This window comes from Peptacetobacter sp. AB800 (genome assembly GCF_047807365.1).
Lineage (GTDB): Bacteria > Bacillota > Clostridia > Peptostreptococcales > Peptostreptococcaceae > Peptacetobacter.
Window position 1 is genome coordinate 18674 of the sequence record NZ_JBLOUI010000019.1, and the last position, 25016, is coordinate 43689.

Annotated in this window: 33 protein-coding genes; 5 read left to right on the forward strand and 28 right to left on the reverse strand. The window is 32.5% G+C overall.

All coding sequences use genetic code 11. The annotated features are described in order from the left end of the window. From ACK2WN_RS06900 to ACK2WN_RS07000, 21 genes are all read right to left on the reverse strand, one after another. A complete protein-coding gene (locus tag ACK2WN_RS06900; RefSeq protein WP_416155195.1) occupies positions 1–468 on the reverse strand; it encodes a phage terminase small subunit P27 family in 468 nt (155 codons plus the stop codon). A 168-nt stretch (positions 469–636) separates the two neighbouring features. Continuing rightward, positions 637–1071 (reverse strand): hypothetical protein, encoded by a 435-nt coding sequence (locus tag ACK2WN_RS06905; RefSeq protein ID WP_416155196.1) that lies wholly within the window; start codon positions 1069–1071, stop codon positions 637–639. Positions 1072–1253: 182 nt separating this feature from the next. After that, complete coding sequence (locus ACK2WN_RS06910; protein ID WP_416155197.1) at positions 1254–1802, reverse strand: site-specific integrase; 549 nt, start codon at positions 1800–1802, stop codon at positions 1254–1256. A 308-nt stretch (positions 1803–2110) separates the two neighbouring features. Next, on the reverse strand, positions 2111–2572 hold the full coding sequence (locus ACK2WN_RS06915) for a hypothetical protein (RefSeq protein ID WP_416155198.1): 462 nt from the start codon (positions 2570–2572) through the stop codon (positions 2111–2113). 11 nt (positions 2573–2583) lie between these two features. Beyond that, positions 2584–2706, reverse strand: coding sequence for a hypothetical protein (locus ACK2WN_RS06920; RefSeq protein WP_416155199.1), 123 nt, complete (start codon positions 2704–2706; stop codon positions 2584–2586). 119 nt (positions 2707–2825) lie between these two features. After that, positions 2826–2984 carry a hypothetical protein gene (locus tag ACK2WN_RS06925; protein WP_416155200.1) on the reverse strand — a complete coding sequence of 53 codons (159 nt, stop codon included), beginning with the start codon at positions 2982–2984 and terminating at the stop codon, positions 2826–2828. Next, the gene (locus ACK2WN_RS06930; protein WP_416155201.1) at positions 2985–3332 is read right to left on the reverse strand and encodes a hypothetical protein; all 348 of its coding nucleotides are present in this window, start codon (positions 3330–3332) and stop codon (positions 2985–2987) included. Further along, positions 3332–3619, reverse strand: a complete 288-nt coding sequence (locus ACK2WN_RS06935; RefSeq protein WP_416155202.1) for a hypothetical protein — start codon at positions 3617–3619, stop codon at positions 3332–3334. Before ACK2WN_RS06935 ends, ACK2WN_RS06930 begins: the two co-directional genes overlap by 1 nt. A 9-nt stretch (positions 3620–3628) precedes the next feature. Further along, the gene (locus tag ACK2WN_RS06940) at positions 3629–4030 is read right to left on the reverse strand and encodes a single-stranded DNA-binding protein (RefSeq protein ID WP_416155203.1); all 402 of its coding nucleotides are present in this window, start codon (positions 4028–4030) and stop codon (positions 3629–3631) included. After that, positions 4023–4274: a hypothetical protein gene (locus ACK2WN_RS06945; protein WP_416155204.1), complete on the reverse strand. Its 252-nt coding sequence runs from the start codon at positions 4272–4274 to the stop codon at positions 4023–4025. The genes ACK2WN_RS06940 and ACK2WN_RS06945 overlap by 8 nt, the downstream gene beginning before the upstream one ends. A gap of 2 nt (positions 4275–4276) precedes the next feature. After that, the gene (locus ACK2WN_RS06950; RefSeq protein WP_416155205.1) at positions 4277–4531 is read right to left on the reverse strand and encodes a hypothetical protein; all 255 of its coding nucleotides are present in this window, start codon (positions 4529–4531) and stop codon (positions 4277–4279) included. Continuing rightward, the gene (locus ACK2WN_RS06955; RefSeq protein ID WP_416155206.1) at positions 4524–4967 is read right to left on the reverse strand and encodes a hypothetical protein; all 444 of its coding nucleotides are present in this window, start codon (positions 4965–4967) and stop codon (positions 4524–4526) included. The genes ACK2WN_RS06950 and ACK2WN_RS06955 overlap by 8 nt, the downstream gene beginning before the upstream one ends. 12 nt (positions 4968–4979) lie before the next feature. Beyond that, positions 4980–5309: a hypothetical protein gene (locus tag ACK2WN_RS06960; protein WP_416155207.1), complete on the reverse strand. Its 330-nt coding sequence runs from the start codon at positions 5307–5309 to the stop codon at positions 4980–4982. A gap of 53 nt (positions 5310–5362) precedes the next feature. Next, positions 5363–6700: a DnaB-like helicase N-terminal domain-containing protein gene (locus ACK2WN_RS06965; RefSeq protein WP_416155208.1), complete on the reverse strand. Its 1338-nt coding sequence runs from the start codon at positions 6698–6700 to the stop codon at positions 5363–5365. Positions 6701–6703: 3 nt separating this feature from the next. Next, positions 6704–7633, reverse strand: coding sequence for a conserved phage C-terminal domain-containing protein (locus ACK2WN_RS06970; RefSeq protein WP_416155209.1), 930 nt, complete (start codon positions 7631–7633; stop codon positions 6704–6706). A gap of 117 nt (positions 7634–7750) precedes the next feature. After that, on the reverse strand, positions 7751–8473 hold the full coding sequence (locus tag ACK2WN_RS06975; protein WP_416155210.1) for a hypothetical protein: 723 nt from the start codon (positions 8471–8473) through the stop codon (positions 7751–7753). Between the two features lie 3 nt (positions 8474–8476). Then, entirely contained in the window at positions 8477–8704 is a 228-nt protein-coding gene (locus ACK2WN_RS06980; RefSeq protein ID WP_416155211.1) for a hypothetical protein, read from the reverse strand. Positions 8705–8707: 3 nt separating this feature from the next. After that, positions 8708–9025, reverse strand: a complete 318-nt coding sequence (locus ACK2WN_RS06985; protein ID WP_416155212.1) for a helix-turn-helix domain-containing protein — start codon at positions 9023–9025, stop codon at positions 8708–8710. 1 nt (position 9026) lies between these two features. Then, positions 9027–9518 (reverse strand): hypothetical protein, encoded by a 492-nt coding sequence (locus ACK2WN_RS06990; RefSeq protein WP_416155213.1) that lies wholly within the window; start codon positions 9516–9518, stop codon positions 9027–9029. Positions 9519–9532: 14 nt separating this feature from the next. Further along, complete coding sequence (locus ACK2WN_RS06995) at positions 9533–10078, reverse strand: hypothetical protein (protein WP_416155214.1); 546 nt, start codon at positions 10076–10078, stop codon at positions 9533–9535. A gap of 110 nt (positions 10079–10188) precedes the next feature. Next, positions 10189–10386 (reverse strand): helix-turn-helix domain-containing protein, encoded by a 198-nt coding sequence (locus ACK2WN_RS07000; protein WP_416155215.1) that lies wholly within the window; start codon positions 10384–10386, stop codon positions 10189–10191. A gap of 176 nt (positions 10387–10562) precedes the next feature. Here ACK2WN_RS07000 and ACK2WN_RS07005 point away from each other — a divergent pair, with 176 nt between their 5' ends. The 5 genes from ACK2WN_RS07005 to ACK2WN_RS07025 all read left to right on the forward strand — a co-directional run bounded on the left by ACK2WN_RS07005 (position 10563) and on the right by ACK2WN_RS07025 (position 14010). Next, positions 10563–10892, forward strand: a complete 330-nt coding sequence (locus tag ACK2WN_RS07005; protein ID WP_416155216.1) for a helix-turn-helix domain-containing protein — start codon at positions 10563–10565, stop codon at positions 10890–10892. Further along, a complete protein-coding gene (locus tag ACK2WN_RS07010; RefSeq protein WP_416155217.1) occupies positions 10892–11395 on the forward strand; it encodes an ImmA/IrrE family metallo-endopeptidase in 504 nt (167 codons plus the stop codon). The genes ACK2WN_RS07005 and ACK2WN_RS07010 overlap by 1 nt, the downstream gene beginning before the upstream one ends. A gap of 12 nt (positions 11396–11407) precedes the next feature. After that, the gene (locus ACK2WN_RS07015) at positions 11408–12550 is read left to right on the forward strand and encodes an AbiH family protein (protein ID WP_416155218.1); all 1143 of its coding nucleotides are present in this window, start codon (positions 11408–11410) and stop codon (positions 12548–12550) included. Between the two features lie 147 nt (positions 12551–12697). Continuing rightward, a complete protein-coding gene (locus ACK2WN_RS07020) occupies positions 12698–12871 on the forward strand; it encodes a hypothetical protein (RefSeq protein WP_416155219.1) in 174 nt (57 codons plus the stop codon). 11 nt (positions 12872–12882) lie between these two features. Further along, positions 12883–14010 carry a tyrosine-type recombinase/integrase gene (locus ACK2WN_RS07025; RefSeq protein ID WP_416155220.1) on the forward strand — a complete coding sequence of 376 codons (1128 nt, stop codon included), beginning with the start codon at positions 12883–12885 and terminating at the stop codon, positions 14008–14010. A gap of 133 nt (positions 14011–14143) precedes the next feature. On the opposite strand, the gene ACK2WN_RS07030 is transcribed toward ACK2WN_RS07025, so the two are convergent. The 7 genes from ACK2WN_RS07030 to purE all read right to left on the reverse strand — a co-directional run bounded on the left by ACK2WN_RS07030 (position 14144) and on the right by purE (position 24563). Further along, on the reverse strand, positions 14144–17929 hold the full coding sequence (locus ACK2WN_RS07030) for a phosphoribosylformylglycinamidine synthase (protein WP_416155221.1): 3786 nt from the start codon (positions 17927–17929) through the stop codon (positions 14144–14146). Positions 17930–17960: 31 nt separating this feature from the next. Next, entirely contained in the window at positions 17961–19211 is a 1251-nt protein-coding gene (gene purD, locus ACK2WN_RS07035) for a phosphoribosylamine--glycine ligase (protein WP_416155222.1), read from the reverse strand. Positions 19212–19230: 19 nt separating this feature from the next. Then, positions 19231–20766, reverse strand: a complete 1536-nt coding sequence (gene purH / locus ACK2WN_RS07040) for a bifunctional phosphoribosylaminoimidazolecarboxamide formyltransferase/IMP cyclohydrolase (protein ID WP_300529302.1) — start codon at positions 20764–20766, stop codon at positions 19231–19233. Continuing rightward, positions 20759–21355 carry a phosphoribosylglycinamide formyltransferase gene (gene purN, locus ACK2WN_RS07045; RefSeq protein ID WP_300529304.1) on the reverse strand — a complete coding sequence of 199 codons (597 nt, stop codon included), beginning with the start codon at positions 21353–21355 and terminating at the stop codon, positions 20759–20761. Before purN ends, purH begins: the two co-directional genes overlap by 8 nt. Next, positions 21349–22425, reverse strand: coding sequence for a phosphoribosylformylglycinamidine cyclo-ligase (gene purM, locus ACK2WN_RS07050; protein WP_006441091.1), 1077 nt, complete (start codon positions 22423–22425; stop codon positions 21349–21351). Before purM ends, purN begins: the two co-directional genes overlap by 7 nt. A gap of 171 nt (positions 22426–22596) precedes the next feature. After that, a complete protein-coding gene (purF, locus tag ACK2WN_RS07055; protein ID WP_330000010.1) occupies positions 22597–23952 on the reverse strand; it encodes an amidophosphoribosyltransferase in 1356 nt (451 codons plus the stop codon). A 137-nt stretch (positions 23953–24089) separates the two neighbouring features. Beyond that, on the reverse strand, positions 24090–24563 hold the full coding sequence (purE, locus tag ACK2WN_RS07060; RefSeq protein WP_006441089.1) for a 5-(carboxyamino)imidazole ribonucleotide mutase: 474 nt from the start codon (positions 24561–24563) through the stop codon (positions 24090–24092). Positions 24564–25016: the final 453 nt, after the last annotated feature.

Consider the following 25016-nt stretch of genomic DNA (forward strand, 5'->3'; position numbering starts at 1 on the left):
TTACTTAGCCTTGATATATTTTATAAATTTGTTTTCTTCTGCCTCAGCTTCAGGAACAACTATTTTCAGCCTGTCAGTTGTTGAAAGTCCTAATTTAGCCGAACATCTGAATATTGTGTCTATATATCTTGACTGAGCTGTTACCCATGGAGATATTCTTTCTCCATGTTTTCCGTCTACTACATAGCCATTTAATTCAATAGCTCTTGTGACTTCTAAATATGAAGAATAGGATTTGCAATATATCGTCAAAACAGACAAGTCTAAGTCATCCCATAGGTCTATTTTTTCAGCTGCATCTCTAATTCTTATAAATTCCTCAACAGCTATAGGATCATCTTGAAGAGCTTCAGGAACTTCTAAGTTTCTATCAACTTTTATCGCTTTTTCTTGCTTTTCTCTTAGCTCTTTTTCTCTTTTACTCAGATGTTTTTTAGTTGCTGCTGCTACTTTTTTCTGTCTTCCCATACATTTCCTCCTTTCTTCATTTTTTATTTTCACACAAACCCATTTTCCCACATTTTCCCAAAAAGTTTAAAAAGGGGAACTCTCGGACAGAACAGAATCCTCTGCGTTGGCGTTCTCCTTAAAACAATTTCGTCAAAGGAGGGGGGATTAAGGAAAAATATTTTCCTTTTAATCAAACAATCGTTCTGCTTTTAATAAAATTTCTTTCAAAAGCTCCTTTGTTTCTTGCTGCTTGTCTTTGTTTCTATATAGTTTATGTATTTTCTTGTGCGTTTTGTAACTTACAGGAATCAGATTGTTCAAGTCTGTTCCTAGTTCTTTATTATCTTTAAACTCTTCAATGTGATGTACCAGCTGAGCTGTGACCACATTGTCATTAATAAAGTATTCGTATAAATCTAAATAGTTATACCTTGCAAGAACTGCTGCTCTCACTTCTTTCCACATCTCTGAACCATAGAAGTCAGAGTTCTTTCTCTTGTATTTGTTATATTTCTTTTGTCGTTCTAGTCTCACACGTTCTCTTTCTGGTCTACAAAATTCACAACATTCTTCAGCTGCATCAATCAATCTTCCACACTTGCAATACTTCTTTAATCCCATCTTGAAATCACCTTCTCAACTTAACATATCTTATATTCTGTTAAACTCACATAACTCTTTAAAAACAACTCTGAACTATAGTTGATTCAATAGTTTCAATCACTTGTTTCTTTAGTCTTAAAAAATCAATTTAACATCAACTCGTTATGTTTAATTAACTACATAGATTTAATAGAATTTAATTACCAGTATCTGAAACGATTGTATGCTCTATCTTGATAATCTTGCTCAATTCCTATATAACGCAATGTTATTGCAGGACTTGAGTGATTGAATATCTTTTGTAAGAATGCAATGTCTTTCGTTTGTTGATAGTAATGATAGCCGAATGTCTTTCTCATACTATGAGTTCCAAGGTCATCAATGCCAAACATATCACCCAGCTCTTTGATGATCTGGTATGCTCTCTCTCTACATAATGGATTGTTATATCCGTTTCGGCTCTTTATTAAAAACTCATTGTCTTTTTTATCAGAGCAATAATGATTCAATGTCTTTTTTAATATTGGATTAATCATTATTATCTTTTTCTTTCCTGTCTTATTTTCTTTGATGGTTAGTTGTTTCTTATTCTTAACGTCTTTGACTCTCAGCTTTAATATGTCTGACACTCTCAAACCTGTATATATTCCCATCTGAAATAAGACAAGATTTCTTTCATTCGTTTTCTCCAGATAATCGCACATGTTTTCCAGAACAGTTACGTCTCTTATTGGCTCTACGTAATTCATTCTTATCCCTCTTATTCTCTGAGTGGTCAAAGTTTGGCTTTGTTGTCATTTGAATAGTTAGTCTCTTGTCCTTCTCATTCAGTTCAGCTGCTGGAATCTCTCCTGCATCTATCCACTTCAAATCCATTCAATCACCTCCTGAGAATTTAGAGTATGAAAAAAGACACCCATTTCTGAATGTCTTTAATCCCTTCAAATTGTTATTATAGATTCGGTTATAATTTTGTGTCTTTTTTTACAATACTATTTTAACACGTTTTAAAAATAAAAAACGGCAAAAAAGTGGCAATTGTATACAATGTACTAGACTATCTTTTTAAGACGGTACTTCCAAACAATGCGACTGCTATTGAGAGAACTGCCTCATCTCTCTTGTATCTCAAGTTTCTCTCACTATAGCACATACTTCTGACAATGCTGTTCCAACTATTCTTTTCAATATAGAAAAGCTTTATAATCTGAGCTTCAATCTCTGGTAGACTATTGATTGCTCTGTCTATCTTATTCAGCAAATACTCATTCTCTTTAATATCCAAGTCAATCATCTTGTTCCTATGCATCAATCTCATTGCATCCTTTTCAACTCCATCATTGGCTGTGCTAGTCTGAACATTCACTGAATCATATGTAATAGCTGGCAATGATACGAATAAGTCAGCTCTTTCCTTTTCCTCTTTTAAAATCTCTATATTCAATTTAATCTGGTTGTAGTTTCTCAAAAGCTTTTTCGTTTCTCTTTTGTATGTTTTCTCTTTGTTTGAATCCGTCATGATGCTCCTTTCTATTTAGAGAATCCTCTGAGCATTCCGTCCTTAAAGATAAAAGCTATCTTGTACTGACTCCATATCTCAAATGCCTCCTCTAAAGTTATGCTGCATATATTTTTAAATTTAATATCTTTCATTTTCTCACCTCTGTTAAAATTTCACAGAGCATGATATAATATATTTGTTAGATAAAAACATCATGCTCATGTTTTTAATTCTGGAGACTGTATGCCACTACAGTCTCCTTTTTCATTTTCTAATCTTCTATTTCCAACTCTTTTATAATCATTGTTCCATCCCAATCTTTTTTACTTGAAATATATTCTCTAGCTTTATCATAAGTTGTAAACAACCTTTCAAGCTCTCTATCTCCAAATGCTTCCTTGTACACTGCGTATATACTCATTATTTTCATTTACATCCCCTCCAGTTTCTCATCAATCTTTTTTGCGTACTTCTTTTTTATTCTCACACTCTTAGTATTAAAGAGTTTTCCACGTTCATTATTGATTCTATTCAAGACTAATCTGTATGATCTTATTACTCCATCCTTATCTTCAATCTCTTTTTTCAAAACTACATTCTCACTTTGAACGTTTGATAATTCTGATTTTAGCTCTTTCACAAAATCATTATTTGATTCTAATCTCTTTTCATAGCTCTCTATGATTTCATCCTTGTTAATTAGTCTCTTTTCATAATCATCAATTATTGCTTGCTGTATCTCAGCAACTTCTTTTTTCGTACTTAATCCAAATATCATTAATCCATTACCTCCAATCTGAATATTGCTTTCCTATCCCATCCACGACTCTCAAGCTTTTCATTGTGTTTCTCAAGAGCTTCAGCTATTTCCTCTGTTGTTAATCCCATAACCTCGAAGAATGATAAAACTGATTGAATAACATCAAACCCCTCTTCAAGAATATGTTCTTCATCACGTTCCTCATCAGCTGTTGCTTCTAAAAATTCAGCTTGTTCTTCAACAAATTTATACCTTGCATTCTGTTCAGTCCAATCACTATCTTGCATTAATTGATATATAAACATTTTTACCTCCTAAAATGGCACGTCATCATCATCAACTGCGCCATAACTTTCTTGTTCTGGTGTTACTGTTTCAGTATTTTCTACTTTTCCAGTAGGTTTCGCCCATACATGAACTTTTGAACATTGAGCCTTTGTAAATGTCTTATTTTCTCCATTCTTATCCTGGTATCTGTCTACTCTCATATAACCATGAGCTTCAACTAAAGAACCTTTTACTCCATAGCTTGCTAAATACTCAGCAGGCTTGCCCATTACTTCACATGGAATGAAATCCGTGTCTTTAGTTCCATCTCTCTTTACAAAATCTCTATCAACTGCAATTGTAAAACTTGCAACTGCTGTTCCAGCTCCTGGAATATATCTCAACTCTGGGTCTTTTGTAAGTCTTCCAACTAACACTAAACTATTCATAAATATCAAACTCCTCTCCATCATATGTATTAAGTGTTGCATATTTTGCTTTGTGCCGTTGCTCAAGAGCAAATTTTTTTATACAATCTTGACACACTATAAATCTCAGCGACTGTTCAGTTCCTTTCTCTTCATCAAGTAAATTTATTTTCATTTCTCCTGGATAACTTTTTATTTTCTTACAGTTTTCACACCAACATAAATTAAAATATCTTAATATGCTATTCACAAAATCCTTTATCATTTTTATAATATCCTCCTTATACTTATTGAGCCATTTTTATAGAATTTTATTTTTAATTTACATCCACAATGAGGACAACTTATTTCTCTTGCTTTTCCAAACTTTTCTATTAATAAAAAATGCATCTTGCAATCAAAACATTCTACAAAGTTCATCCTTCTATCTTCTGCAGGATCATTTATAGCTCTCTCTATTTCTTCCTTATCCTCTTGAATTATATTTTCTCTAACCCAATCAAACCAAATATCTTTATTCATAATCTTCCTCTTCGTCCTCTCTACTATGTTCAAAGAATTCTCCATCATCCTCAAGATATAAAACAAACCAATGATTTTTAAATAAATTTAATTCACTAGCTGAAAAACCAAATAAGTTAATAAGCTCTTTTTTATCTTCTTTGTCATCAATCATATTTATAAGCTCTTTAAAATCATCTTTGCTCAGACAAACAGCTTCTCCAAGAGGTGAATCTGAAAATTGGCATTTCAAATATAATCCCTCGCTTACTTTTTTTCTTTCTAATCTATGAATTGTACTAATCACAGGCTGAATTGAGTTTCTTGATAATCTAACTCTTCGCTCCTTATCATTTTTTACTCTTCCCCAGCTCCAATACATATAAAAGTCTTGCTCTGTTTCTCCAGGCATCTTCTCAATAAATTCCAAAAATGGATATGATAATTGAAATAACATTTTCTTCTCCTCCTATTTTTTAGCATTTAATAAATCAATTATTTTGTATTCTTTTTCCTTATCTTCCAGCTCTAAGAAGTCAGCAAATCGTGGCTCTATCCTATCGCCATATATCTCAGTTCTACCCTTTGCTCCAACTCTTGCATGTGTATAGCCTAGAACCGAAAAAGCTCGCAAACGAACTCTTGTATAATCTGACTCTTTATATTTTCCGTCATTGTACTTTTCTCTAATTAATTGAGGATCTTCTTTTCTTACTGTCAAATCTCCATGCTCTTGATATTCTTGTTTGTAAACTGATTTTTTAGAACCTATTTTTTTAATTTTCCCTTTTATGCTCAAATCTTTTCCTCCTTTTTTCGATAGCTGGGAACTTAATCCCAGCTACCTGATTATTAAAATGGCGCAATGCCATCAATGTCACCTTGCTCATACAACTTATTTGTATCGTACTTATACGTTCTGTCTCTTTCCTCTGGCAAGTTCCACAGTCTCTTTCTATCCTCATCAAAATACAGTCTCAATCTGCATTTTTGCTTTCCAGTCACCCTGTTCTTTATAATCAGAATGTGCGTTTCATCGGTGCCGTTGTCCTCGTCAATATTCCTATTCATTGCAAGCTCATAGTCACATAAGTTTATAATTTCGCTTGCTCCAGACACATCAAACATATCAAAACTTTTAGCATCTCCGCCCTTCTTTGGATGAGCTATTAGGATAATTACAAGCTTGTATTTTTTCGCTAGATTCTTCAGATTCCTAACAAAATTTTTCTGAGCCTCATACTTGTCATTCTTGTTGTCAATTGCTAGAGTCATCAAGTTATCTATGATAAAAAGCCTAACCCCTTTTTTTAGCCATAGATGCTCAATCACATTTATCATATCCATCTCTCCAGCAACTGCCTCTTCTGAGTAGATGAACAAATTCTCTTTCACCCATTCCTTAATCAATCCTACTGCATACTCTGAAGGTGCGTTGAATTTCGCTCCATATTCTGTCTGATATTTTTTTATATGTTCCTTGTCAACCACAGTATTCCTGAACCAATCCATTACTGTTGATGCTGGCAACTCTCCAGAATACAAGAATGCCTTTTGCCCCTCATCAATCCGTGATGCAATGAACTGATTGATAATTGTTGACTTACCACTTGAAGGTCTACCACTCAGAACTGTAAGAGTTCCATATCTGAAACCATCCATTACTGCGTCAAGTTTTTGAAAACCTGTGCTCAGATTATCATGCAGCGAATAATCAACTTCAATCTCACTTGCATCAAGATAGTTGTCAGAAATTGAACTGTTGTTGATGCTTATTCCCTGGAGAGCCTCGATGTCACTTGTAAGCTCTGATAATGGTGCTTGATTTTCTATTGCTCGAATCAGTTCAGTTGCTTGAGCTTGTAGTTGTCTCAGTAGATTTTTCTCCTTCAAAATCTTGATGTAGTGGTCAACGTTTGAAGTTGTCGCAACCACACTTGTCAAACTTGTAATATACCGAACACTGATTTTATCAGCGACTCCTTTTCTCTCAAGAGCCTCTCGCAATAGTATCAAATCAACTGGCTTGTTACTGTCTAAGATTTCCCTCATACTGTCGAATATGACCTTGTGTGACTCAAAGAAAAACATATCTCTGTTAATCTCTCTGAGCTTGTAGCATATCTTGTCATCCAACAAGAACGAACCAAGAACTGATTGCTCAGCTTGTTTATCGTATATCTCTTTCACTTTTTACAGCTCCTTAAATCTTGATAATCCTGAACTACTTTCTGCAGCATCTTCTTTTTTCGGCTTTGATGGTGCTTCGTTCAGATAGCCTTCAAAGTTTGTTCCGAATAAAGTCTGCGGTCTCAAATACATCTCCATATCTGTTCCTAGCCAAGACTTAGTTTTTATATCAATCACCTTTTTAAAATCTTCTAAAGTGAAACCTTCGTTCAGTCTTGCTTGTATGAAACTTTTAGTTTTTGGAGTACTGTATTTATAATTTTTATGTGCTTTTTCATTCAAGTACTCGACTATATATTTATATATATTATATATATTATCTTTGTTCCGGTATTGATACCGGTTGGGTTCATTTTGCAAATTGTCAAAAACGTTGGAATTTAAACCATTATGAGCATTTTTGCAACTGGTATTGATACCGCACCCCTCTGGTACTGATACCGCACCCTTTCGGTATTGATACCGCACCCCTCTGGTATTGATACCAGTTGGGTTTTGTGTAAATTCTGAATCATATAGCTCAATTTTTAAGTCATAAAATTTCTTTGTAAAAGCAAAATAACTGCGTGTTCCATTCTTTCCTCTGATACTTTTGGGAGTTATTACGCCAACATATTTTCTGTTCTTAATTTTCTTTCTCATATTGTCTGAGTAGCCTTTTACTTTCTCATCAAACCCCTCTGGTTTTGTTCCAAGGTTATGAACAAATATTTCTCCAAGTCTTGATTTTGAAATATTGATAATTGGAATATCTTCAATGAATTTATCGTAAAATACCCAATAGAAAACTTGATTTGTTTCAGCATCATACTCTTGCTCAGCATCCCCTGATGCAACAAAATCTTCAAAGTGTTTAAGGATCAGCAACTCTTCTATGCTCAATCCGTACTCTATAGCCTTTGATTGCTTATAACCGAATATTTCATTTCTCACTAAAATCACCGCCTTGTTTTTTATTTTTTTATGTGGTAATATTCAAATAACACGAATTTTTTATATGAATGTTTTATCATTCATATCTGAGAGACCTGCTGGTAACAGGTCTCTTTTTTATTTTCTATTTTCTCCCACATGTGGGCGAAAAATTCTTCTCAATAAATTAATCTGACCTCTATTTGTTATTAGTACAACTGGATTCTTATTTTTCCTATGATAGCTATATTCAACTAATCCTCTATCAAGTGCATACTGTGTCGGCTCTCGTCCATTTTTTAGAAGTATGTTATACATTTTCAAGAGCTCTCTCAATCCTCTTTCAGATATTGTTTTTCCTTCGCTACTTATCAGCTTAGCCATTCCTCGTATTGTTATTGAGTTTGCTCTTCCTACTACATTCTGAAGTATTTTCTCATTTGCCTTGAAGTTTTCTTCTAACAACAACATCTCCTTAATATTTTCTCTTTTAATATTTTCAATAGACCTTTCAACTCTCAACTTAACTAGAGCATTAGAAAAGTTTTTTCTGAACTCTCTTGCTTGTTTATTTTCGACTTTAAATGCAAGCCAATAGAAAAAATCTTCTGGAATAAAATCTCCTTTCTCCCACTTGTGGGAGAATCCATACTCCTCAGAATATTTATTTATTCTGTCATATCTTACAGTCTTATATTCTTTGCCCTTCTTCATCTGAACTTTTACAAGACCAAGTTTTTCAGCTGCATCTTCTATGTTTATATCAAGTGTCATATTTTCATTTTGAACGGCTCTGATATTTCCAAAGTCAAATAAACTTACTACTTTATTCTGAGCAACCATTACTTCCTGTACTGGCATATCTTATCCCTCCTGTTCTTCTTTTTTAACTGTTCTCTTTCTTCTTGCTGCAGGTTTCTTCTCTTCCTTTTCAGCCTCTTCTAGCTCCTTGCTCTCTTTTATAGTGTTTAATAGGATACTGAAGAACATTCCAAAGAATGTATAACCAAATGCAAATAACATAAGATTGAACTCTCCAGCTATCATCTGATATGCTGCAAGTGAAAATGCTAATATATAAGTTGCTTTCATTTTTTATCCCTCCATATTTTCGCCCATATCTGGGAGAATTTTATTTTTTGCTCTTGCATCTTTTAAAACTTTATTCATATCTTTGCCTTCGTTCTCTCTGATAAAACGATTCAGCTCAGCTTCTCTTACTCTATATGAATTGTTGAACTCTAACTTTTTAAGAAGTCCTGCGTGTATGAAATCATAAACTGGACTTGTAGTTGTTCTTTTATATCCTAATCTCTCAGCTACATCTCCAACCTTTAAAAGCTTCTCTGGTGCTTCCTGATAGATTACATTAACAACCTTTTGTGTTGTGCATGGTCTTTTAATTCTAGTCATATCATTCCCTCCTTGCGCTTGCTTTTTCTAATGCTAATTTAAGATTTAAAGCATCACTCATAATCTTTTGTAGTTCGTTTATACATTCGTTGACACTTACAAGCTCATCATCAGTTATCTCTCCATCTTCCAGAATTTCAAGAATTTTATCCTTTGCTCTCTCTGCCTGCTTTAAAGATTGAATAAAAATTACTGATGATTTGTACACATTACTCACATCATTGTGTATAACTTTGCAGCCGAATTTTCTTCCTATTGCACAAATGTTATTACAAAAATGAGTTATTATCTTTTCATCCTTGTATAGCTCTGACATTTTAAGAGCTTCTTCTGGATATGCTTCTCGCTGATCTGTTTCTATGAAGAATAATCTCTCTTTATTCATTCCTAATAATTCAGAAGCTGTTACTCTATTTGAACATTTAGGATTTTGACTCATTACTCTTGCTTCATAGTAGATATTTCCTTTTGCCACTGTTGCTGTTCTGCTCATGTTTTTCACCTCTTTTAAATATCTATCTTTCCATTAGTAAAAGTTTTGATTGATATAGATGGAAATCTTTCTTTTATTGCTCTTAGCATATCCTCTGTTATTTCCATATTTCCTTTTTCCACAGCTTTAATATCAGATTCTTTTATTCCTGTTAGAAAAGCAAATCCATGCCGGCTTTCATTTAAAATAACTCTCAACATCCATAAATTTTTTGCTATTTCATTAGGAAAATCTTCTTTTTCACTTCTACTTTTTGCAAAATCTATGCTTTTTTTGAAAAAATTTTCTCTTTTTTTATTTTCCTTTTCTAATTCTTTTTCTGATAATTTATATTTATAAGTTATAAATACATCTGTATATCCATTTTCACTATTTAAATATTTTATCTGTTCCACTTCCATTGAAGGATTAACATTTACCTCTCTAAAAAAATTGAATACACTTTCTTCTAGTGAGGAGTTTACTATTCCACCCATTGCACCTCTATTTGAAAAAGTTCTTATTCCCCAGTACCAATCTTTCTTTGGAAACCTTCCTTTTAAAATTGTTAGTCTATCCATTTTTTCACCTCTTTTTTCGGATGTTAAAACTGCTATCGCCATTATTTTGATATTTATATTTTTTATATAATGAGATATTCTTTAAATAACACAATTTCTAAAATAGGGACTTAGTTTTTAAAAAAATTTTCTATCCTACAATTTAATATTTTTGCTAAAAGTGGAATCATATCCGCTTTAAAAGAGTATGTTCCTGATTCATACTTCAAATAAGTTGAAGCATTTTTAAAACCTAGACATTCAGCCATTTTCTGTTGGGAGATTCCTAATTCTATACGTCTTTCTTTTACAAAATCAAGGTTGAACATATTTTTTCACCTCTCTTTCTTTTTTCTATTTCAGAAATTCTATATTTAGATAATAACATTTCTAAAATAGAAAATCAATACTTTTTTTCCCTATTTTAGGGATTTTTATTTATTAGACATTTTAAAATGTTATCATATTTCCATAGTGGAAATTATTTTTAAAAGGAGCTTTGACTATGAATGTTAATGATAGAATAAAAATGCTTAGAGAAGAACTTGGCATAGAGCAAAAAGCATTGGCTAAAAAACTCGGTATAAGCACAAGTGTTATGAATAGAATTGAATTAGGTACTAGACCAATAAGGGATGAAGAACTTTCAAAACTTGCTGATATATTTAGCGTTTCAGTTGATTATCTTCTTTGCAGAACAAATATCAGAGATTTGCAAGAGAATACACTAGCTGCACATATGGATGATAGAACTAAAGAACTGTCTGAGGATGGACTAAAACAACTTGATAATTTCATCGACTTTTTAATTGCTCAAGAAAAACGGAAAAGATAATGACTAAGTTTGAGCAATTATTAGATATAGCTGATAAAGAAGATATTATAATAAAATTTGTTGATGAAATTCCAGGAATTTTTGCTGAGGCTTTATATATATCAAGAGATGGCATCCGTATGATCCTCTTAGATAATATTTTAAAAAGCAATAATATTCGTATGACCGAAGTATTAGCGGAGGAATTAGGACACTATTTCACAAGTATGGGAAATAATATAAAACCTAAAAATTATTTTGATAAAATTAGTATAGATAAATGTGAGGCTAAGGCTCTTCGCTGGGCGTGTAATTTTTTAGTTCCAAAGAACGAACTTATAGATGAATTAAGAAAAAGACCATCTACTATTGATGAGCTTGCTGATGGGCTGTCTGTAAGTAAAGATATTTTAATGCAAGGTATTTATTATTTGTCACTTAATCATGACTATTTGCTTATAGATAATGATTTATATCTTGTACTTACTAATTATCCTAATTTATATATTTATAATAAAGTTTAAAGGAGTGATTATATGAATTTATTGGTTGTTGGAAATGGTTTCGACTTAGCTCACGATTTTCCAACTTCATACAAAGATTTTTTAAAGTTTGTTGAAGAGGTTCAAGATTTTGTTGAATTTAGAAAAGTTGCTAAAAATATGACACGTGGTAAAAAATACTTCAATTTTTTATTAGAATTTTCTAATACTGAAAGTGGTATAAAGTATATATCTGATATATGTAACTTTTCTAAAAAAAATTTATGGATTAATTATTTTAATAGATATTTAAACGATGACAAATTGTCTTTCAAAGAAAACTGGATTGACTTTGAACTTGAGATTTCTAAATTTATAAAAAGAATGGATTATATGAATAAATCTAAAGAAATATATATAAAAGAAAATTACAATAAGGTTATGATGAATGATACTCCAAGATTTTCAGCAACTCCTTCAGATATTGTCTTTATTGAAAAATTAGAACCAAATATATTAGAGAGCACAGGTGCTTGTCCTACTAAAAATGGTTATCTTGTTTCTATAAATTACTTCAATCAATTAAGAGATAAATTAATAAATGATTTAAATCGTTTAATTCGTTGTTTAGAAATATATCTTAGTTGCTATATAAATACACTTGATAATAAGGTTCGAATAAAGGAAATTGATGACTTAAGTAGTGATATAAATTATGTTTTAAGTTTTAATTATACAAATACATACGAAAGATTGTATGGTAATAATAAAGATGTGGAATATGATTATATTCATGGAAAAGCTGATTTAAATCATTCTTTAGAATCTTGCCCTCTTGTACTTGGAATAGATGAATATCTTGATGAAACTGAAAGAAATGAAAATATAGATTTTATACAGTTTAAAAAATATTTCCAACGTATTTATAAAAAAACTGGATGCGAATATATAACTTTATTAGAAGGTTTAAGTGAACCTCTTAATATATATATCTTTGGTCATTCTTTAGATATTACTGATAAAGATATTTTAAGTGCACTTATAAAGCATCCTTTTGCCAATACTACAATTTATTATCACAACAAAGATGCTCTTGCTAAACAAATTGCAAATCTTGTTCGTGTAATATCACAAGATGAATTAATAAAAAATGTTTATGGTGCACATCCTAAAATAAAGTTTGTTAAACAGAGTTAATATTTTAAAAGCTTGCTTCTATAATGAAGTAGGCTTTTTTATTTTCTCCCACATCTGGTCGAAAATATTCGTCAGTTTTTCCGTATTTATTTTTTGTCGAACAAATGTTTTAATAAAGTTAATAAAATTGAATGGAGGAAAAAATAAATGAATAAAATCACAAAAATCAAAATACTATCTTTTAAACTGACACTTGCTGGAGTAATAAATCAATCTCTTTTCAAGCTATATCAAGCCTCTAATATAGCATTTATCAAGAAATTACATATCAAATCATGTAAATATATTATCTCGTTACTTCCAGTAATAGAATCATTATAGGTGGTGATAATATGGGTTCAGTAAGAAAAAAAGGAACTAACTGGTATTATTACTTTGACGTTGGAACTGTTGGAGGAAAAAGAAAAAGGATTGAAAGAGCTGGAGGGAAAACTAAAAAAGAGGCTCTCAAGGCTCTTGCTATTGCTGAGGCGGAATACTTTGAGTGTGGAAATATAAAAGAAGATTCATCTGAATCATTTGCTGATTGGATTAATTATTGGATTGAGGAAATTGTAAATCCTCAATTAGCCTATCAAACATACACTACATATAAATACATAGCTGATAGTCATTTAATCCCTGGTCTTGGCTCATACAAGCTCAAAGCGTTAAATCCTATGCTACTTCAAAAGTTTATAAATAAAAAATGTGAAGATGGATATGCTTTCAATTCTGTAAGAGCTATGAAAAAAGTTTTAAGCTCATCTCTTAAATATGCGGTCTATCCCGCTCAGAAAATAAGAGAGAATCCTGCAGCATATGTTCAGATGCCTAAAGAAAAGATCAGAGAAAAGAAAAGCAAAATAATCTCTGAAGAAAACTACAAAAGAATATTATCATTTGTAGAAACAGAACCTGCTCTTGCAAATATGATTCAGATTGGATGGCATACTGGAATGAGATGCTCTGAAATATGTGGATTAACTTGGGACAATGTGGACTTTGACAACAAGGTTATTCACGTTAAGAACAACCTTCTAAAGAAGGGCAAAGAACTTGAGCTTTGTTCTCTTAAAACAACATCTTCTTATAGAGATATTTATTTTGGAAAAGAGCTTGAGGATCTGTTAAGAAAACAGAGAAAACTTGAAAATATTAAAAGGCTTGAATATGGTGAGTATTGGAAAAATGATTTTAATCTGGTATGCACTCGTGAAAATGGTAAAGCATATTATGCTAACCTTGTCACTAAGCGTTGCTCTAATATATCAAAAGCTCTGGGCATTGACTTCACGTTCCACATGCTGCGTCATACAAACGGAACTCGTATGCTTGAAGCTGGAGTTCAAGAAAAGGTAATACAGGAACGTTTAGGTCATGCAAGTATCAATACGACTATGAATGTATATGTTAAGAGTACAGAGGAATTGAACAGAGATGCTGCTGAAAAACTTGAGGCTCTCTCATCAGCAATCTAAGCAAAAATAAAAGTTCCGCCATCTATCCTGAGCGGGTGGAAGAATGGCGGAACTCTTTTGATTTCCGAATATAAATTTAAAGTTTTCCGTTCAGATTTCAACGTTTGAGCGGGTCGCTGAAATCTAGTTCATATTATTTGAAGTAAAGTACTCCTGATTCGAATATTTTCTGGTCTTTTTCACCAAGTATATTCTTAGTTATGTTTGCACTTAATCTTTCTGAGTGACCCATCTTACCAAATACTCTACCGTCTTTACTTGTTATACCTTCAACTGCGTAGAATGATCCATTTGGATTGTGGTCTATATCATATGTAGCATTTCCGTCGAAGTCTACGTACTGAGTAGCTATCTGTCCGTTTTCTATAAGCTCTTTCATTACTTCTTCACTTGCAACGAATCTACCTTCACCATGTGATATTGGTATACTATGTATATCTCCAACTTCTGTCTGAGCTAACCATGGAGATTTGTTAGAAGCTATTCTAGTGTTAACTATCTTAGCCTGATGACGTCCTATATTATTGTAAGTTAATGTAGGAGCTTCTGCACAAGGTTCTATTATTTCTCCGTATGGTACTAATCCAAGTTTTATAAGAGCCTGGAATCCATTACAGATACCTAACATTAAACCATCTCTTTCATTTAAGAATTCATGAACAGCTTCTTTCATCTTAGGATTTCTGAATACTGTTGCTATGAATTTAGCTGAACCATCTGGTTCATCACCAGCACTGAATCCACCTGGTATCATTATTATCTGTGATTTTTTGATTTCTTCAACCATAGCGTCTATAGATTCTTCTATATCCTGGTAAGATAAGTTTCTAAATACTTTTATAGTTGATTCTGCACCAGCTCTATCAAAAGCTCTTGCTGCATCGTATTCACAGTTTGTTCCAGGGAATGCTGGTATTAATACTTTAGGTTTTACTATGCTTAATGAAGATTTAGCTGGAGCACCAGTTCTTACATAGCTTATATTTTCTATTTTTGAAGTTATTTCAGCTGCTTTTGTTGGGTATATAGATTCTAAAGTATTGCAGTGAGATTTGTATAATCCACATAAGTCTACTTTTTCACCGTTGAAGTCTATAGCAGGTTCTGCTGTAGTTTCCCCAAGAACTATACATCTGTATCCTTTTAGAACTGATAAATCATCTTCTGCAAGTTCAAGAAGTATTGTTCCGTAATCAGCTGCAAATAAATCATCAGTGTTTTCATAAGCCTCTACAGCTTCTTCACTGAATTTGAATCCGATATGGTTACCGAATCCCATCTTAGCAACTGCTTCACCAACTCCTGCAAATCCAAGAGCATAACTTGAAAGCACTTTGCCATCTAATATTAATTCTCTTACTTTTGTAAGGTTTTTCTTTAATTCATCAAAGTCTACTACACCATTGTCTAAAGTAGCTGCTGATATTTTAACTACTTTTGATCCAGCTTTTTTGAATTCAGAAGTAACTACATTTTTAGCATCTACAGTATCTACTGCAAATGATACTAATGTTGGAGGTACGTCTATATCTTTGAATGTTCCTGACATAGAGTCTTTACCACCTATTGCAGGTATTTCAAACTGTTCCTGAGCATAGTATGCACCAAGTAAAGCTGCGAATGGTTTACCCCATCTTTCTGGAGCTTTTCCAAGTCTTTCGAAGTATTCCTGGAAAGTAAGTCTTGTCGTAGCGTAGTTTCCTCCAAGTGCAACTAATTTAGCAACAGATTCAACTACTGCATATAATGCACCGTGGTATGGAGACCATTTACCTATTTTAGGGTTGTATCCGTAAGTCATTATTGTAGAAGTATCAGTTTCTCCACCAAGTACTGGTATTTTAGCAACCATACCCTGTTCTGGAGTAGCCTGATATTTACCACCAAATGGCATTACTACTGTATTTCCACCTATACTAGTATCGAATTTTTCAACAAGTCCTTTCTGAGAACAAGTATTTAAATCAGATAATGCTTTGTGGAATTTTTCTTCTATAGTATTAGCACCTTTAACTATTTCTACATTGTCGAAGAATGTATTTTCTTCGTCAACTTTTTCAACTACTACGTTAGTTTTCTGTTTAGCACCGTTAGTGTCTAAGAAAGCTCTCTTTAAGTCTACTATAGCTTTACCATTCCAGAATAATCTCATGTATCCTGTATCAGTAACTGTAGCAACGTGAGTAGCAATTAAATTTTCTTCTTTTGCTAATTCTATGAATCTATCTTTGTTTTCTGCAGCTATTGCAACTGCCATACGTTCCTGAGATTCTGATATTGCAAGTTCAGTACCGTCAAGTCCGTCGTATTTCTTAGGAACTAGGTCTAAGTTTATGTCTAAACTTTCAGCTATTTCACCTATAGCAACACAAACCCCACCTGCACCGAAGTCATTACATCTTTTTATCATCTGAGCAGCTTCTTTATTTCTAAAGAATCTCTGGATTTTTCTTTCGTTAGGTGCATCACCTTTCTGAACTTCTGCTGAACAAGTGTTTATAGATTCTTCACTGTGTTCTTTAGAAGATCCTGTTGCACCACCGCAACCATCTCTACCAGTTTTTCCACCAAGAAGAACTATTATATCTCCCGCCTGTGGTCTTTCTCTAACTACATTTTCTTTTGGAGCAGCTGCTATAACAGCACCTATTTCCATTCTCTTAGCTACGAAGTCTGGATCATAAACTTCTGCTACCTGTCCTGTAGTTAAACCTATCTGGTTTCCGTAAGAACTGTATCCATTTGCAGCTTCTGTAACTATTTTTTTCTGCATTAATTTTCCTGGTAGTGTTTCTTCTAGAGGAGTTCTAGGGTCTGCAGCACCAGTTACACGCATTGCCTGGTAAACATAAGATCTTCCTGATAATGGGTCTCTTATTGCTCCACCTAGACAAGTTGCAGCACCACCAAATGGTTCTATTTCTGTTGGATGGTTGTGTGTTTCATTTTTGAACATTACTAAGTATTTTTCTGGTTTTCCATCAATTTCTACGTCTACATTTATAGAACAAGCATTGATTTCTTCACTTTCGTCAAGGTCTGCTAATTTTCCTTCTTTTTTAAGTTTTTTCATAGCTAGAGTAGCTATATCCATTAAGCAAACATCTTTCTTTCTGTCTACATATATTTCTTTTCTAGTGTTCATGTAGTCATCGAAAGTTTCTTTTATAGCGTCTGTGTATTTACCTTCAGCTATTTCAACATTTTCTAGTTCAGTCATGAATGTAGTGTGTCTACAGTGATCTGACCAGTAAGTATCTAGTACTTTTATTTCTGTTATAGTTGGGTTTCTGTGTTCATCATCTCTGAAGTAAACCTGAACATGTTTTAAATCTTCTAAAGTCATTGCTAGACCCTGAGATTTTACGAAGTCATTAAGACCTTCTTCATCTAATTCGATGAATCCGTCTAATATTTCTACTTCTGTTGGCTTTTCAGTTACTAGAGCTAATGATTCAGCTTTTTCTAACCCAGCTTCTCTACTATCAACAGGGTTTATTATATACCCTTTGATTTTGTTGAATTCTTCATCTGTTATGTTTCCAGATAGTATGTATTCTTTAGCAGATTTTAATTCAGGTCTCATACCCTGATTTAATATCCGTATACACTGAGCAGCCCAATCAGCTCTCTGATCGTACTGTCCTGGAAGATATTCAACTGCGAATACTCTCTCATTTTCATTACAAGGAACTTCTTCAAAGTAAACAACATCAAGGTTTGGTTCTGAGAATATTGAGTTTGCCGCATTCTGGAAAACTTCATCAGATATACCTTCTACGTCGTATCTGTTTAAAACTCTTAAAGAGTCAACAGATGTGATATGAAGACTTTCTTCAATGTCTTTTTTAAGAGCTCTTGCTTCAAGATCAAAGCCGTTTCTTTTTTCGACTAATACTCTTTTGACGTTTTTATCCATTTCTCTTCCTCCAAATTTTTTTTCGGAAATTTTACAGACCTATATCAGTTCTGTAGTGCATTCCTTCAAAGTTTATTCTTTTTATATTTTCATAAACTTTATCGGCAGCTTCTGCTACAGTTCCTGCTTTAGCAGTTATACCTATAACTCTTCCGCCGTTTGTAACTAATTTACCATCTGACATCTTAGTTCCACTGTGGAATACTACTATTTCATCATCTAATTTGTCAAGACCTGTTATTTCTTTGCCTTTTTCATAGGCTTCTGGATATCCTCCTGAAGTTAGCATAACACATATAGCCTGTTCATCTGTATATTTTATTTCTACTTCAGAAAGTCTGTTATCTATTACAGCATTCATTATTTCACTTAAATCAGTTTCTAATCTGAATAATACTGACTGAGTTTCTGGATCTCCAAATCTAACATTGTATTCAAGTACTTTTATACCTTCTTTAGTTATCATTATTCCAACGAATAAGATTCCTCTGTAATCTAATCCGTCATTCTGGAACCCTTTTAAAGTTTTATCAAGTACATTTACTTTTATGTCGTTTGCTAATTCTTCAGTCCATAATTCACTTGGAGAGAATGTTCCCATACCACCAGTGTTAAGTCCTTTTTCACCATTGTTTACTTTTTTATGGTCTTTAGCACTTTCCATTGGAACTATAGTGTTGTTATCAACAAATGCTAATATAGAAGTTTCTATTCCTGTTAGGAATTCTTCTATTACTACTTTGTCACCTGCTTCTCCAAATTTTTTGTCTGCCATCATTTCTTTTAAAGTTTTTATAGCATCTTCTCTATTTTCAGGTATTACAACACCTTTACCAGCTGCAAGACCATCTGCTTTTATAACTACTGGATATCCAAAGCTATCTATTTCTGCTATAGCTTCATCTAAATCAGTATATTCTTTGTATTTTGCAGTTGGGATATTATTTCTTATCATGAAATCTTTAGAGAATGCTTTACTTCCTTCAAAAGTAGCACACTGTTTGTTTGGTCCAAATATTCTTAGACCTTCTTTTTCAAAGGCATCAACTATCCCCATTACAAGTGGAACCTCAGGTCCCACTACTGTAAGGTCTATAGCGTTGTCTTTTGCGAATTTTACTAGATTTTCTATATCACTGTCTTTTATATCTACACATTCTGCAGAATCTGCTATACCTGCATTTCCTGGTGCGCAATATACTTTTTCGACATCTTTTTCATTTTTTAACTTCCAGCATATAGCGTGTTCTCTTCCGCCACCGCCGACAACAAGTATTTTCATAGCTATACTCTCCTTAAGATTAATGTTTGAAGTGTCTTACTCCTGTGAATACCATAGACATATTGAATTTGTCACAAGCTTCTATAGAGTCGTTATCTCTTATTGATCCACCTGGCTGTACTATTGATTTTATACCAAATTCATTAGCTAAAGTTACACAGTCATCGAATGGGAAGAATGCATCTGATGCTAAAGTAGCTCCTGTGAAGTCTTTTTCATCTTTGTTGTTTTCTAATGCATTTTTAAGAGCCCATATTCTTGAAGTCTGGCCACAACCTAAAGCAAGAGTCTGACCATCTTTAACAACTGCTATTGCATTTGATTTCATATTTTTAACTATTTTCATACCGAATTTCATATCTTCTAATTCTTCTTCAGTTGGTTCTAATTTAGTAACTGTTTCATATTTGTCAGCTAATTTAGTATCTTTATCCTGGATTAGAAGTTTTCCATCAAGGTATTTCATTTCATATTTCTGTTTGCTGTCTTCTATTTTAGCAAGTTTTAATACTCTAAGGTTTTTCTTAGTTCTTAATACTTCTAAAGCTTCATCAGTAAAGTCGTAAGCAACAACTATTTCAAGGAATATTTTGTGTAATTCTTCAGCTGTAGCTTTATCTACTGTAGAAGTTATACCAACTATTCCACCAAATATAGAAGTTTTGTCTGCTTCATAGCATTTAGTGTAAGCTTCTAAAGCTGTGTCACCTAAAGCAACACCACATGGGTTAGTATGTTTTATAGCTACTGCAACTACTTTATCGCTATCTTTGAATTCTCTCATAACTTCTAAGCATCCGTGTAAGTCATTTAAGTTATTGAAAGATAATTCTTTACCGTTTAACTGTTCGTAGTTTAGTATAGGGTTTTTAGCATTTGGCTGAGCGTATAATATACCGTTCTGATGTGGGTTTTCACCGTATCTTAAAGTCTGTTCTTTCTGGAAAGTAAGATTTAAGAATTCTGGGTAATCTTCTCCAACCTGTTCTGCAAAGTAAGTAGATATCATAGCATCATATCTTCCTGTTATTGAGAAAGCTTTGTATGCTAAGTTTCTTCTTTCTTCTTCTGTTAAATCACCTTTTCTTAATCCTTCTATTACTAAATCATAGTCTTTTATATCTGTAACTACTATAACATCTTTGTAGTTTTTAGCAGCAGATCTTATCATTGAAGGTCCACCGATATCTATGTTTTCTATCATTTCTGCATGGCTTTTTCCAGCTTTTAAAGTACCTTCGAAGTCATAAAGGTTAACACAAACAAGGTCTATTGAATGTATACCATGTTCTTTAACTGTTTCTACATGAGATTCTAAATCTCTTCTGTAAAGTATTCCACCGTGTATAAATGGATTTAAAGTTTTTACTCTACCATCTAATATTTCTGGGAATTTAGTAACATCTTCAACCTGCATTACATTTACACCATTTTCTTTTAGTATTTTAAATGTATTACCTGTTGATATTATTTCAAAATCAAGTTCGTTTAATGCTTTTGCAAATTCAACTACTCCTGTTTTATCTGTTACGCTTATTAAAGCTCTCTTACTCATTTATATATACTCTCCTTCCATTAACTCTTACTTTGTCATCACATAAAAGTGCAACACTCTTTTTAAGTATCTGATGTTCTACTTTAAGAACTCTTGCAGCTAGAGTATCTGCATCATCATCCTGTTCTACTTTTACAGATTCCTGCATTATAATTGGACCTTCGTCAGCTCCTTCTGTTACAAAGTGAACTGTAGCTCCAGTTACTTTTGCGCCGTAATCAAGAACTCCCTGATGAACTTTCTTTCCGTAGTATCCTTTACCACAGAAAGAAGGTATTAGAGATGGGTGAATATTTATCATTCTGTTTTTGAATTCATTTACAAAATCAGCGCTGATTATTTTTAGATATCCAGCCATAACAACTATATCTATTTCTTTTTCTTTTAATATTTCGATTACTTTCTTTTCATCATTTTCAAATACTGCTTCTATATTGTGCTTTCTTGCTCTTTCAAGACCGTATGCATTTTCTTTGTTAGAGATTACTACCTTTATCTGACCGTTTATCTCTCCTGCTTCTGTTGCATCTATTATAGACTGAAGGTTTGTTCCTCCTCCAGATACTAAAACAGCTATATTCTTTAGCATAATTCTACTCCTTCATGAGTATCAACAACTTCACCTATGATGTATGCATTATCTTCCATAAGGTCAGCGTATTTTTCGTCAACAAAGTTTTTGTTATCACTTGGTCTACCATTTACATAATCAACAACAGCCTGAGCATCTTCTTTGTTTACTATTAAAACAAGACCGATACCCATGTTGAAGCTCTTATGTAATTCTCTCTGTTCAACTGCGTTGAATCCTTCTATCATTTTGAATATTGGTGGTTTTTCCCAAGATTTAGTGTCTATGTTTAGTCCTAATCCTTTTGGTATAACTCTTGTTATGTTTTCTATAACACCACCACCAGTTATATGAGCTATTGCTTTTATATTGTGTTTTTCTATTAAATCTAATGCTAATTTAACGTATATTTTTGTAGGAGTTAGAAGTGCTTCACCTACTGTCATTCCTAGTTCTTCAACATACTGATTCATATCGTATTTGAATTCTTCTAAGAATATTTTTCTTATAAATGAGAATCCGTTTGAATGTATACCACTTGAAGTTATACCTACTAAAACGTCTCCTGCTTTAACATCTTTACCAGTTACAACTTTTGATTTATCTGCTATACCTACAGCAAATCCAGCTAAATCGTAGTCATCTTCTCCGTACATACCTGGCATTTCAGCAGTTTCCCCACCTATTAATGCGCATCCTGACATTTTACATCCGTTAGCTACACCATCAACTATTTTTTCTATATGTTCTGGAACTAATTTTCCAAGTGCTATATAGTCAAGGAAGAATAATGGTCTTGCTCCCTGGCATATAAGGTCATTAACACTCATTGCAACTAGGTCTATACCTACAGTGTGATGTATATCCATCATCTGAGCTATTTTTAATTTTGTTCCAACACCGTCAGTAGCTCCCATTATAACTGGATCTTTCATTCCTGAGAATTCAGCTATACTGTAAAGTCCACTGAAGTTACCTAAATCACCTATTACATTGTCATCATATGTTTCTTTTATTTTTCCTTTTATAAGGTCTACTGCTCTATTCCCTTCGTCTATATTTACTCCCGAAGCTTTATATGTTAGCATTTCTACGTTCCTCCTAGATTTTATTATTTTCTAATCAGAATAAATCGTATACTTTGATAAGTTTCAATATCTAATTATTAAAATAATTTTCAACTCAAAAACTTTATCAAAGTACGATTTTCCTATTATTTACATTATAAACTAAACTTTACTATTTATACAGTAAATTAATTATTTATCTATCTTTCTAACTGGATAATCTCCATCGAAGCAAGAAGTACAGAATGTATTCATTCCTTTAGCTGCTTCTTTCATTCCTTCTATGCTTATGAATTTTAATGTATCACAGCCTATATATTCTCTCATTTCTTCAACAGAATGACTTGCTGCAAGTAGACTTTCTCTTGTAGGAGTGTCTATTCCGTAGTAGCAAGGATATTTTACTGGTGGTGAAGTTATTCTTAAATGAACTTCTTTAGCTCCTGCTTCTTTTAAAGATTTGATTAACTGTTTTGAAGTAGTTCCTCTTACTATAGAGTCGTCAACTAATATTATTGATTTACCTTTTATTGCTGGAACTAGTGGATTTAATTTTATTCTAACAGCTATTTCTCTTTCTTCCTGAGTTGGTTTTATGAATGTTCTACCAACGTATCTGTTTTTAACAAGTCCTTCACTTAACTGTAATCCACTTTCGTTAGCATAACCTATTGCACTTGCCCATCCTGAGTCTGGAACTGGAACAACACAGTCAGCTTTTACATCTTCATTTTTAGCTAGGTAAGCACCACAGTTTATTCTAAATTCGTATGCATTTAAATCATCAAGTGTTGCATCGTTTCTTGCTATATAAACATGTTCAAATATACAGCTTTTCTTAACTGGTTTATAAGTATCTGAATAGCTATAAGATTTTAATTCTCCATCTTTTATAACTATTATTTCACCTGGCTCAACGTCTCTTATAACTTCTCCACCAAGTATTTCTATAGCACTATTTTCAGATGCTATAAGATATTCATTACCTTTTTTACCTAATAGAAGTGATCTAAATCCGTGTGGATCTCTAACTGCAACTAAAGAATCATCACATATTATAGCTAAAGTATAAGAACCTTTTATATAGTCCATAGTAACTTTAACGGCTTCTACTATATCTCCTTTGTAGTATCTAGCTAATATATGAAGTATAACTTCTGCATCAGAATTAGTCTGGAACATGAATCCTTCTTCTTCTAATGTTTCTCTTAAATAATTAGCATTAACTAAACTACCATTGTCAACTATTGCAAGATTTCTATTTCTGCAACTTCCAACAAATGGCTGAGTATTAGCAACATGGTTATGACCAACTGAAGATGATCTAACATGTGCTATACCAAGATTACCTTTGTAATTTTTTAATTCGTCTTCTTTGAATGCATCTCCAACAAGACCTTTTTCTTTTTTGTATATTACTTCTTTTGCTTCTTCATCATATATTGCTATACCACAGCTTTCCTGTCCTCTGTGCTGCATAGAATATATTCCGTAGTAAAGCTCTTTTGACACCTGTTTGTCTGAGTAAACACCTAATATACCGCTCATACACTCGCTCCTTTTTATAAAATAATATTTTAAAATTTAAAACTGTCTATTATTAATTTATATTTAAATATGTTTTTAACTCTCTACATAAAATAGGCAGAGAGTCCAAACATTTTTAAAATTCTATTTAACTAAAATTATCTAAAGCTTTCATCGTCTTCAAGAACTTTTTTAGCCATTTCATCTCTATATGCTTTTAACTGTTCTTTTAACTGAGGATATTTTAATGACATCATCTGTATAGCTAGTAACGCAGAGTTTAGACCACCGTCTATTGCAACTGTTGCTACTGGTATACCTTTTGGCATCTGAACTATTGATAATAGTGAATCTAGTCCGTCCATTGTTGATGATTTTATTGGAAGTCCTATTACTGGAATTAAAGTCTGAGCTGCTATAACACCTGGAAGATGTGCTGCTTTTCCTGCCGCTCCTATTATTACATCAGTGTTGTCTTCAAGCTCAGCTAAACATTCTGTTAACTGTACTGGAGTTCTATGAGCTGATAATGCTCTAACTACAACCTCTACACCAAATTCTTTTAATACTTTTATTCCTTCTTCTACTTTTGGAAAATCTGATTTAGATCCCATAATTACTGCTACTTTCATTATTTTCCCCTCTCCTTCTTAAATCTTTTGTTTTTAGTCAAAAATTCGTACCATTATACGAACTATTATATATAAATATTATATTAATATACATATTTTATCAATATATTTTTTGCTTTTTTTTGAAATTATTAAATTTTTTTAGGATTTTTCAACTATATTGTTCGTATTTTTGATACTTATTCTATTTTTTTGCGGTTTTTATTCGTGTTTTACCCAACTTTTAAAAATTTTGAATTTCTAAAAGAGTTTTTAATTCTATTACTATATTATAAGTATAGTATACATTTATATATTTCCATTTTCATACCTATAATTCCTTCTTAAATTAATTTTTTGCATCTTGAATTTATAATCTAAGTGCAACAAAAAAAAGAACTCATATCATTTTCTTGGTATAATATTCATGCCAACAAAAATTAAAACCAAGGAGAAAATGATATGAGTCTATAT

Coding starts and splice junctions, on each gene's coding strand:
- ACK2WN_RS07000 (WP_416155215.1), bottom strand. CDS start 10,386: ATGTTCAACCTTGATTTTGTAAAAGAAAGACGTATAGAATTAGGAATC.
- ACK2WN_RS06940 (WP_416155203.1), bottom strand. CDS start 4,030: ATGAATAGTTTAGTGTTAGTTGGAAGACTTACAAAAGACCCAGAGTTG.
- ACK2WN_RS07015 (WP_416155218.1), top strand. CDS start 11,408: ATGAATTTATTGGTTGTTGGAAATGGTTTCGACTTAGCTCACGATTTT.
- ACK2WN_RS06980 (WP_416155211.1), bottom strand. CDS start 8,704: ATGAAAGCAACTTATATATTAGCATTTTCACTTGCAGCATATCAGATG.
- ACK2WN_RS06995 (WP_416155214.1), bottom strand. CDS start 10,078: ATGGATAGACTAACAATTTTAAAAGGAAGGTTTCCAAAGAAAGATTGG.
- purM (WP_006441091.1), bottom strand. CDS start 22,425: ATGCTAACATATAAAGCTTCGGGAGTAAATATAGACGAAGGGAATAGA.
- ACK2WN_RS06975 (WP_416155210.1), bottom strand. CDS start 8,473: ATGCCAGTACAGGAAGTAATGGTTGCTCAGAATAAAGTAGTAAGTTTA.
- ACK2WN_RS06985 (WP_416155212.1), bottom strand. CDS start 9,025: ATGACTAGAATTAAAAGACCATGCACAACACAAAAGGTTGTTAATGTA.
- ACK2WN_RS07005 (WP_416155216.1), top strand. CDS start 10,563: ATGAATGTTAATGATAGAATAAAAATGCTTAGAGAAGAACTTGGCATA.
- ACK2WN_RS06945 (WP_416155204.1), bottom strand. CDS start 4,274: ATGATAAAGGATTTTGTGAATAGCATATTAAGATATTTTAATTTATGT.
- ACK2WN_RS07025 (WP_416155220.1), top strand. CDS start 12,883: ATGGGTTCAGTAAGAAAAAAAGGAACTAACTGGTATTATTACTTTGAC.
- purH (WP_300529302.1), bottom strand. CDS start 20,766: ATGAGTAAGAGAGCTTTAATAAGCGTAACAGATAAAACAGGAGTAGTT.
- ACK2WN_RS06920 (WP_416155199.1), bottom strand. CDS start 2,706: ATGAAAGATATTAAATTTAAAAATATATGCAGCATAACTTTAGAGGAG.
- ACK2WN_RS07030 (WP_416155221.1), bottom strand. CDS start 17,929: ATGGATAAAAACGTCAAAAGAGTATTAGTCGAAAAAAGAAACGGCTTT.
- purF (WP_330000010.1), bottom strand. CDS start 23,952: ATGAGCGGTATATTAGGTGTTTACTCAGACAAACAGGTGTCAAAAGAG.
- ACK2WN_RS06990 (WP_416155213.1), bottom strand. CDS start 9,518: ATGAGCAGAACAGCAACAGTGGCAAAAGGAAATATCTACTATGAAGCA.
- ACK2WN_RS06910 (WP_416155197.1), bottom strand. CDS start 1,802: ATGAATTACGTAGAGCCAATAAGAGACGTAACTGTTCTGGAAAACATG.
- ACK2WN_RS06925 (WP_416155200.1), bottom strand. CDS start 2,984: ATGAAAATAATGAGTATATACGCAGTGTACAAGGAAGCATTTGGAGAT.
- purN (WP_300529304.1), bottom strand. CDS start 21,355: ATGCTAAAGAATATAGCTGTTTTAGTATCTGGAGGAGGAACAAACCTT.
- ACK2WN_RS07020 (WP_416155219.1), top strand. CDS start 12,698: ATGAATAAAATCACAAAAATCAAAATACTATCTTTTAAACTGACACTT.
- ACK2WN_RS06905 (WP_416155196.1), bottom strand. CDS start 1,071: ATGGGATTAAAGAAGTATTGCAAGTGTGGAAGATTGATTGATGCAGCT.
- ACK2WN_RS06915 (WP_416155198.1), bottom strand. CDS start 2,572: ATGACGGATTCAAACAAAGAGAAAACATACAAAAGAGAAACGAAAAAG.
- purE (WP_006441089.1), bottom strand. CDS start 24,563: ATGAAAGTAGCAGTAATTATGGGATCTAAATCAGATTTTCCAAAAGTA.
- ACK2WN_RS07010 (WP_416155217.1), top strand. CDS start 10,892: ATGACTAAGTTTGAGCAATTATTAGATATAGCTGATAAAGAAGATATT.
- ACK2WN_RS06935 (WP_416155202.1), bottom strand. CDS start 3,619: ATGTTTATATATCAATTAATGCAAGATAGTGATTGGACTGAACAGAAT.
- ACK2WN_RS06900 (WP_416155195.1), bottom strand. CDS start 468: ATGGGAAGACAGAAAAAAGTAGCAGCAGCAACTAAAAAACATCTGAGT.
- ACK2WN_RS06930 (WP_416155201.1), bottom strand. CDS start 3,332: ATGATATTTGGATTAAGTACGAAAAAAGAAGTTGCTGAGATACAGCAA.
- ACK2WN_RS06955 (WP_416155206.1), bottom strand. CDS start 4,967: ATGTTATTTCAATTATCATATCCATTTTTGGAATTTATTGAGAAGATG.
- ACK2WN_RS06950 (WP_416155205.1), bottom strand. CDS start 4,531: ATGAATAAAGATATTTGGTTTGATTGGGTTAGAGAAAATATAATTCAA.
- purD (WP_416155222.1), bottom strand. CDS start 19,211: ATGAAAATACTTGTTGTCGGCGGTGGCGGAAGAGAACACGCTATATGC.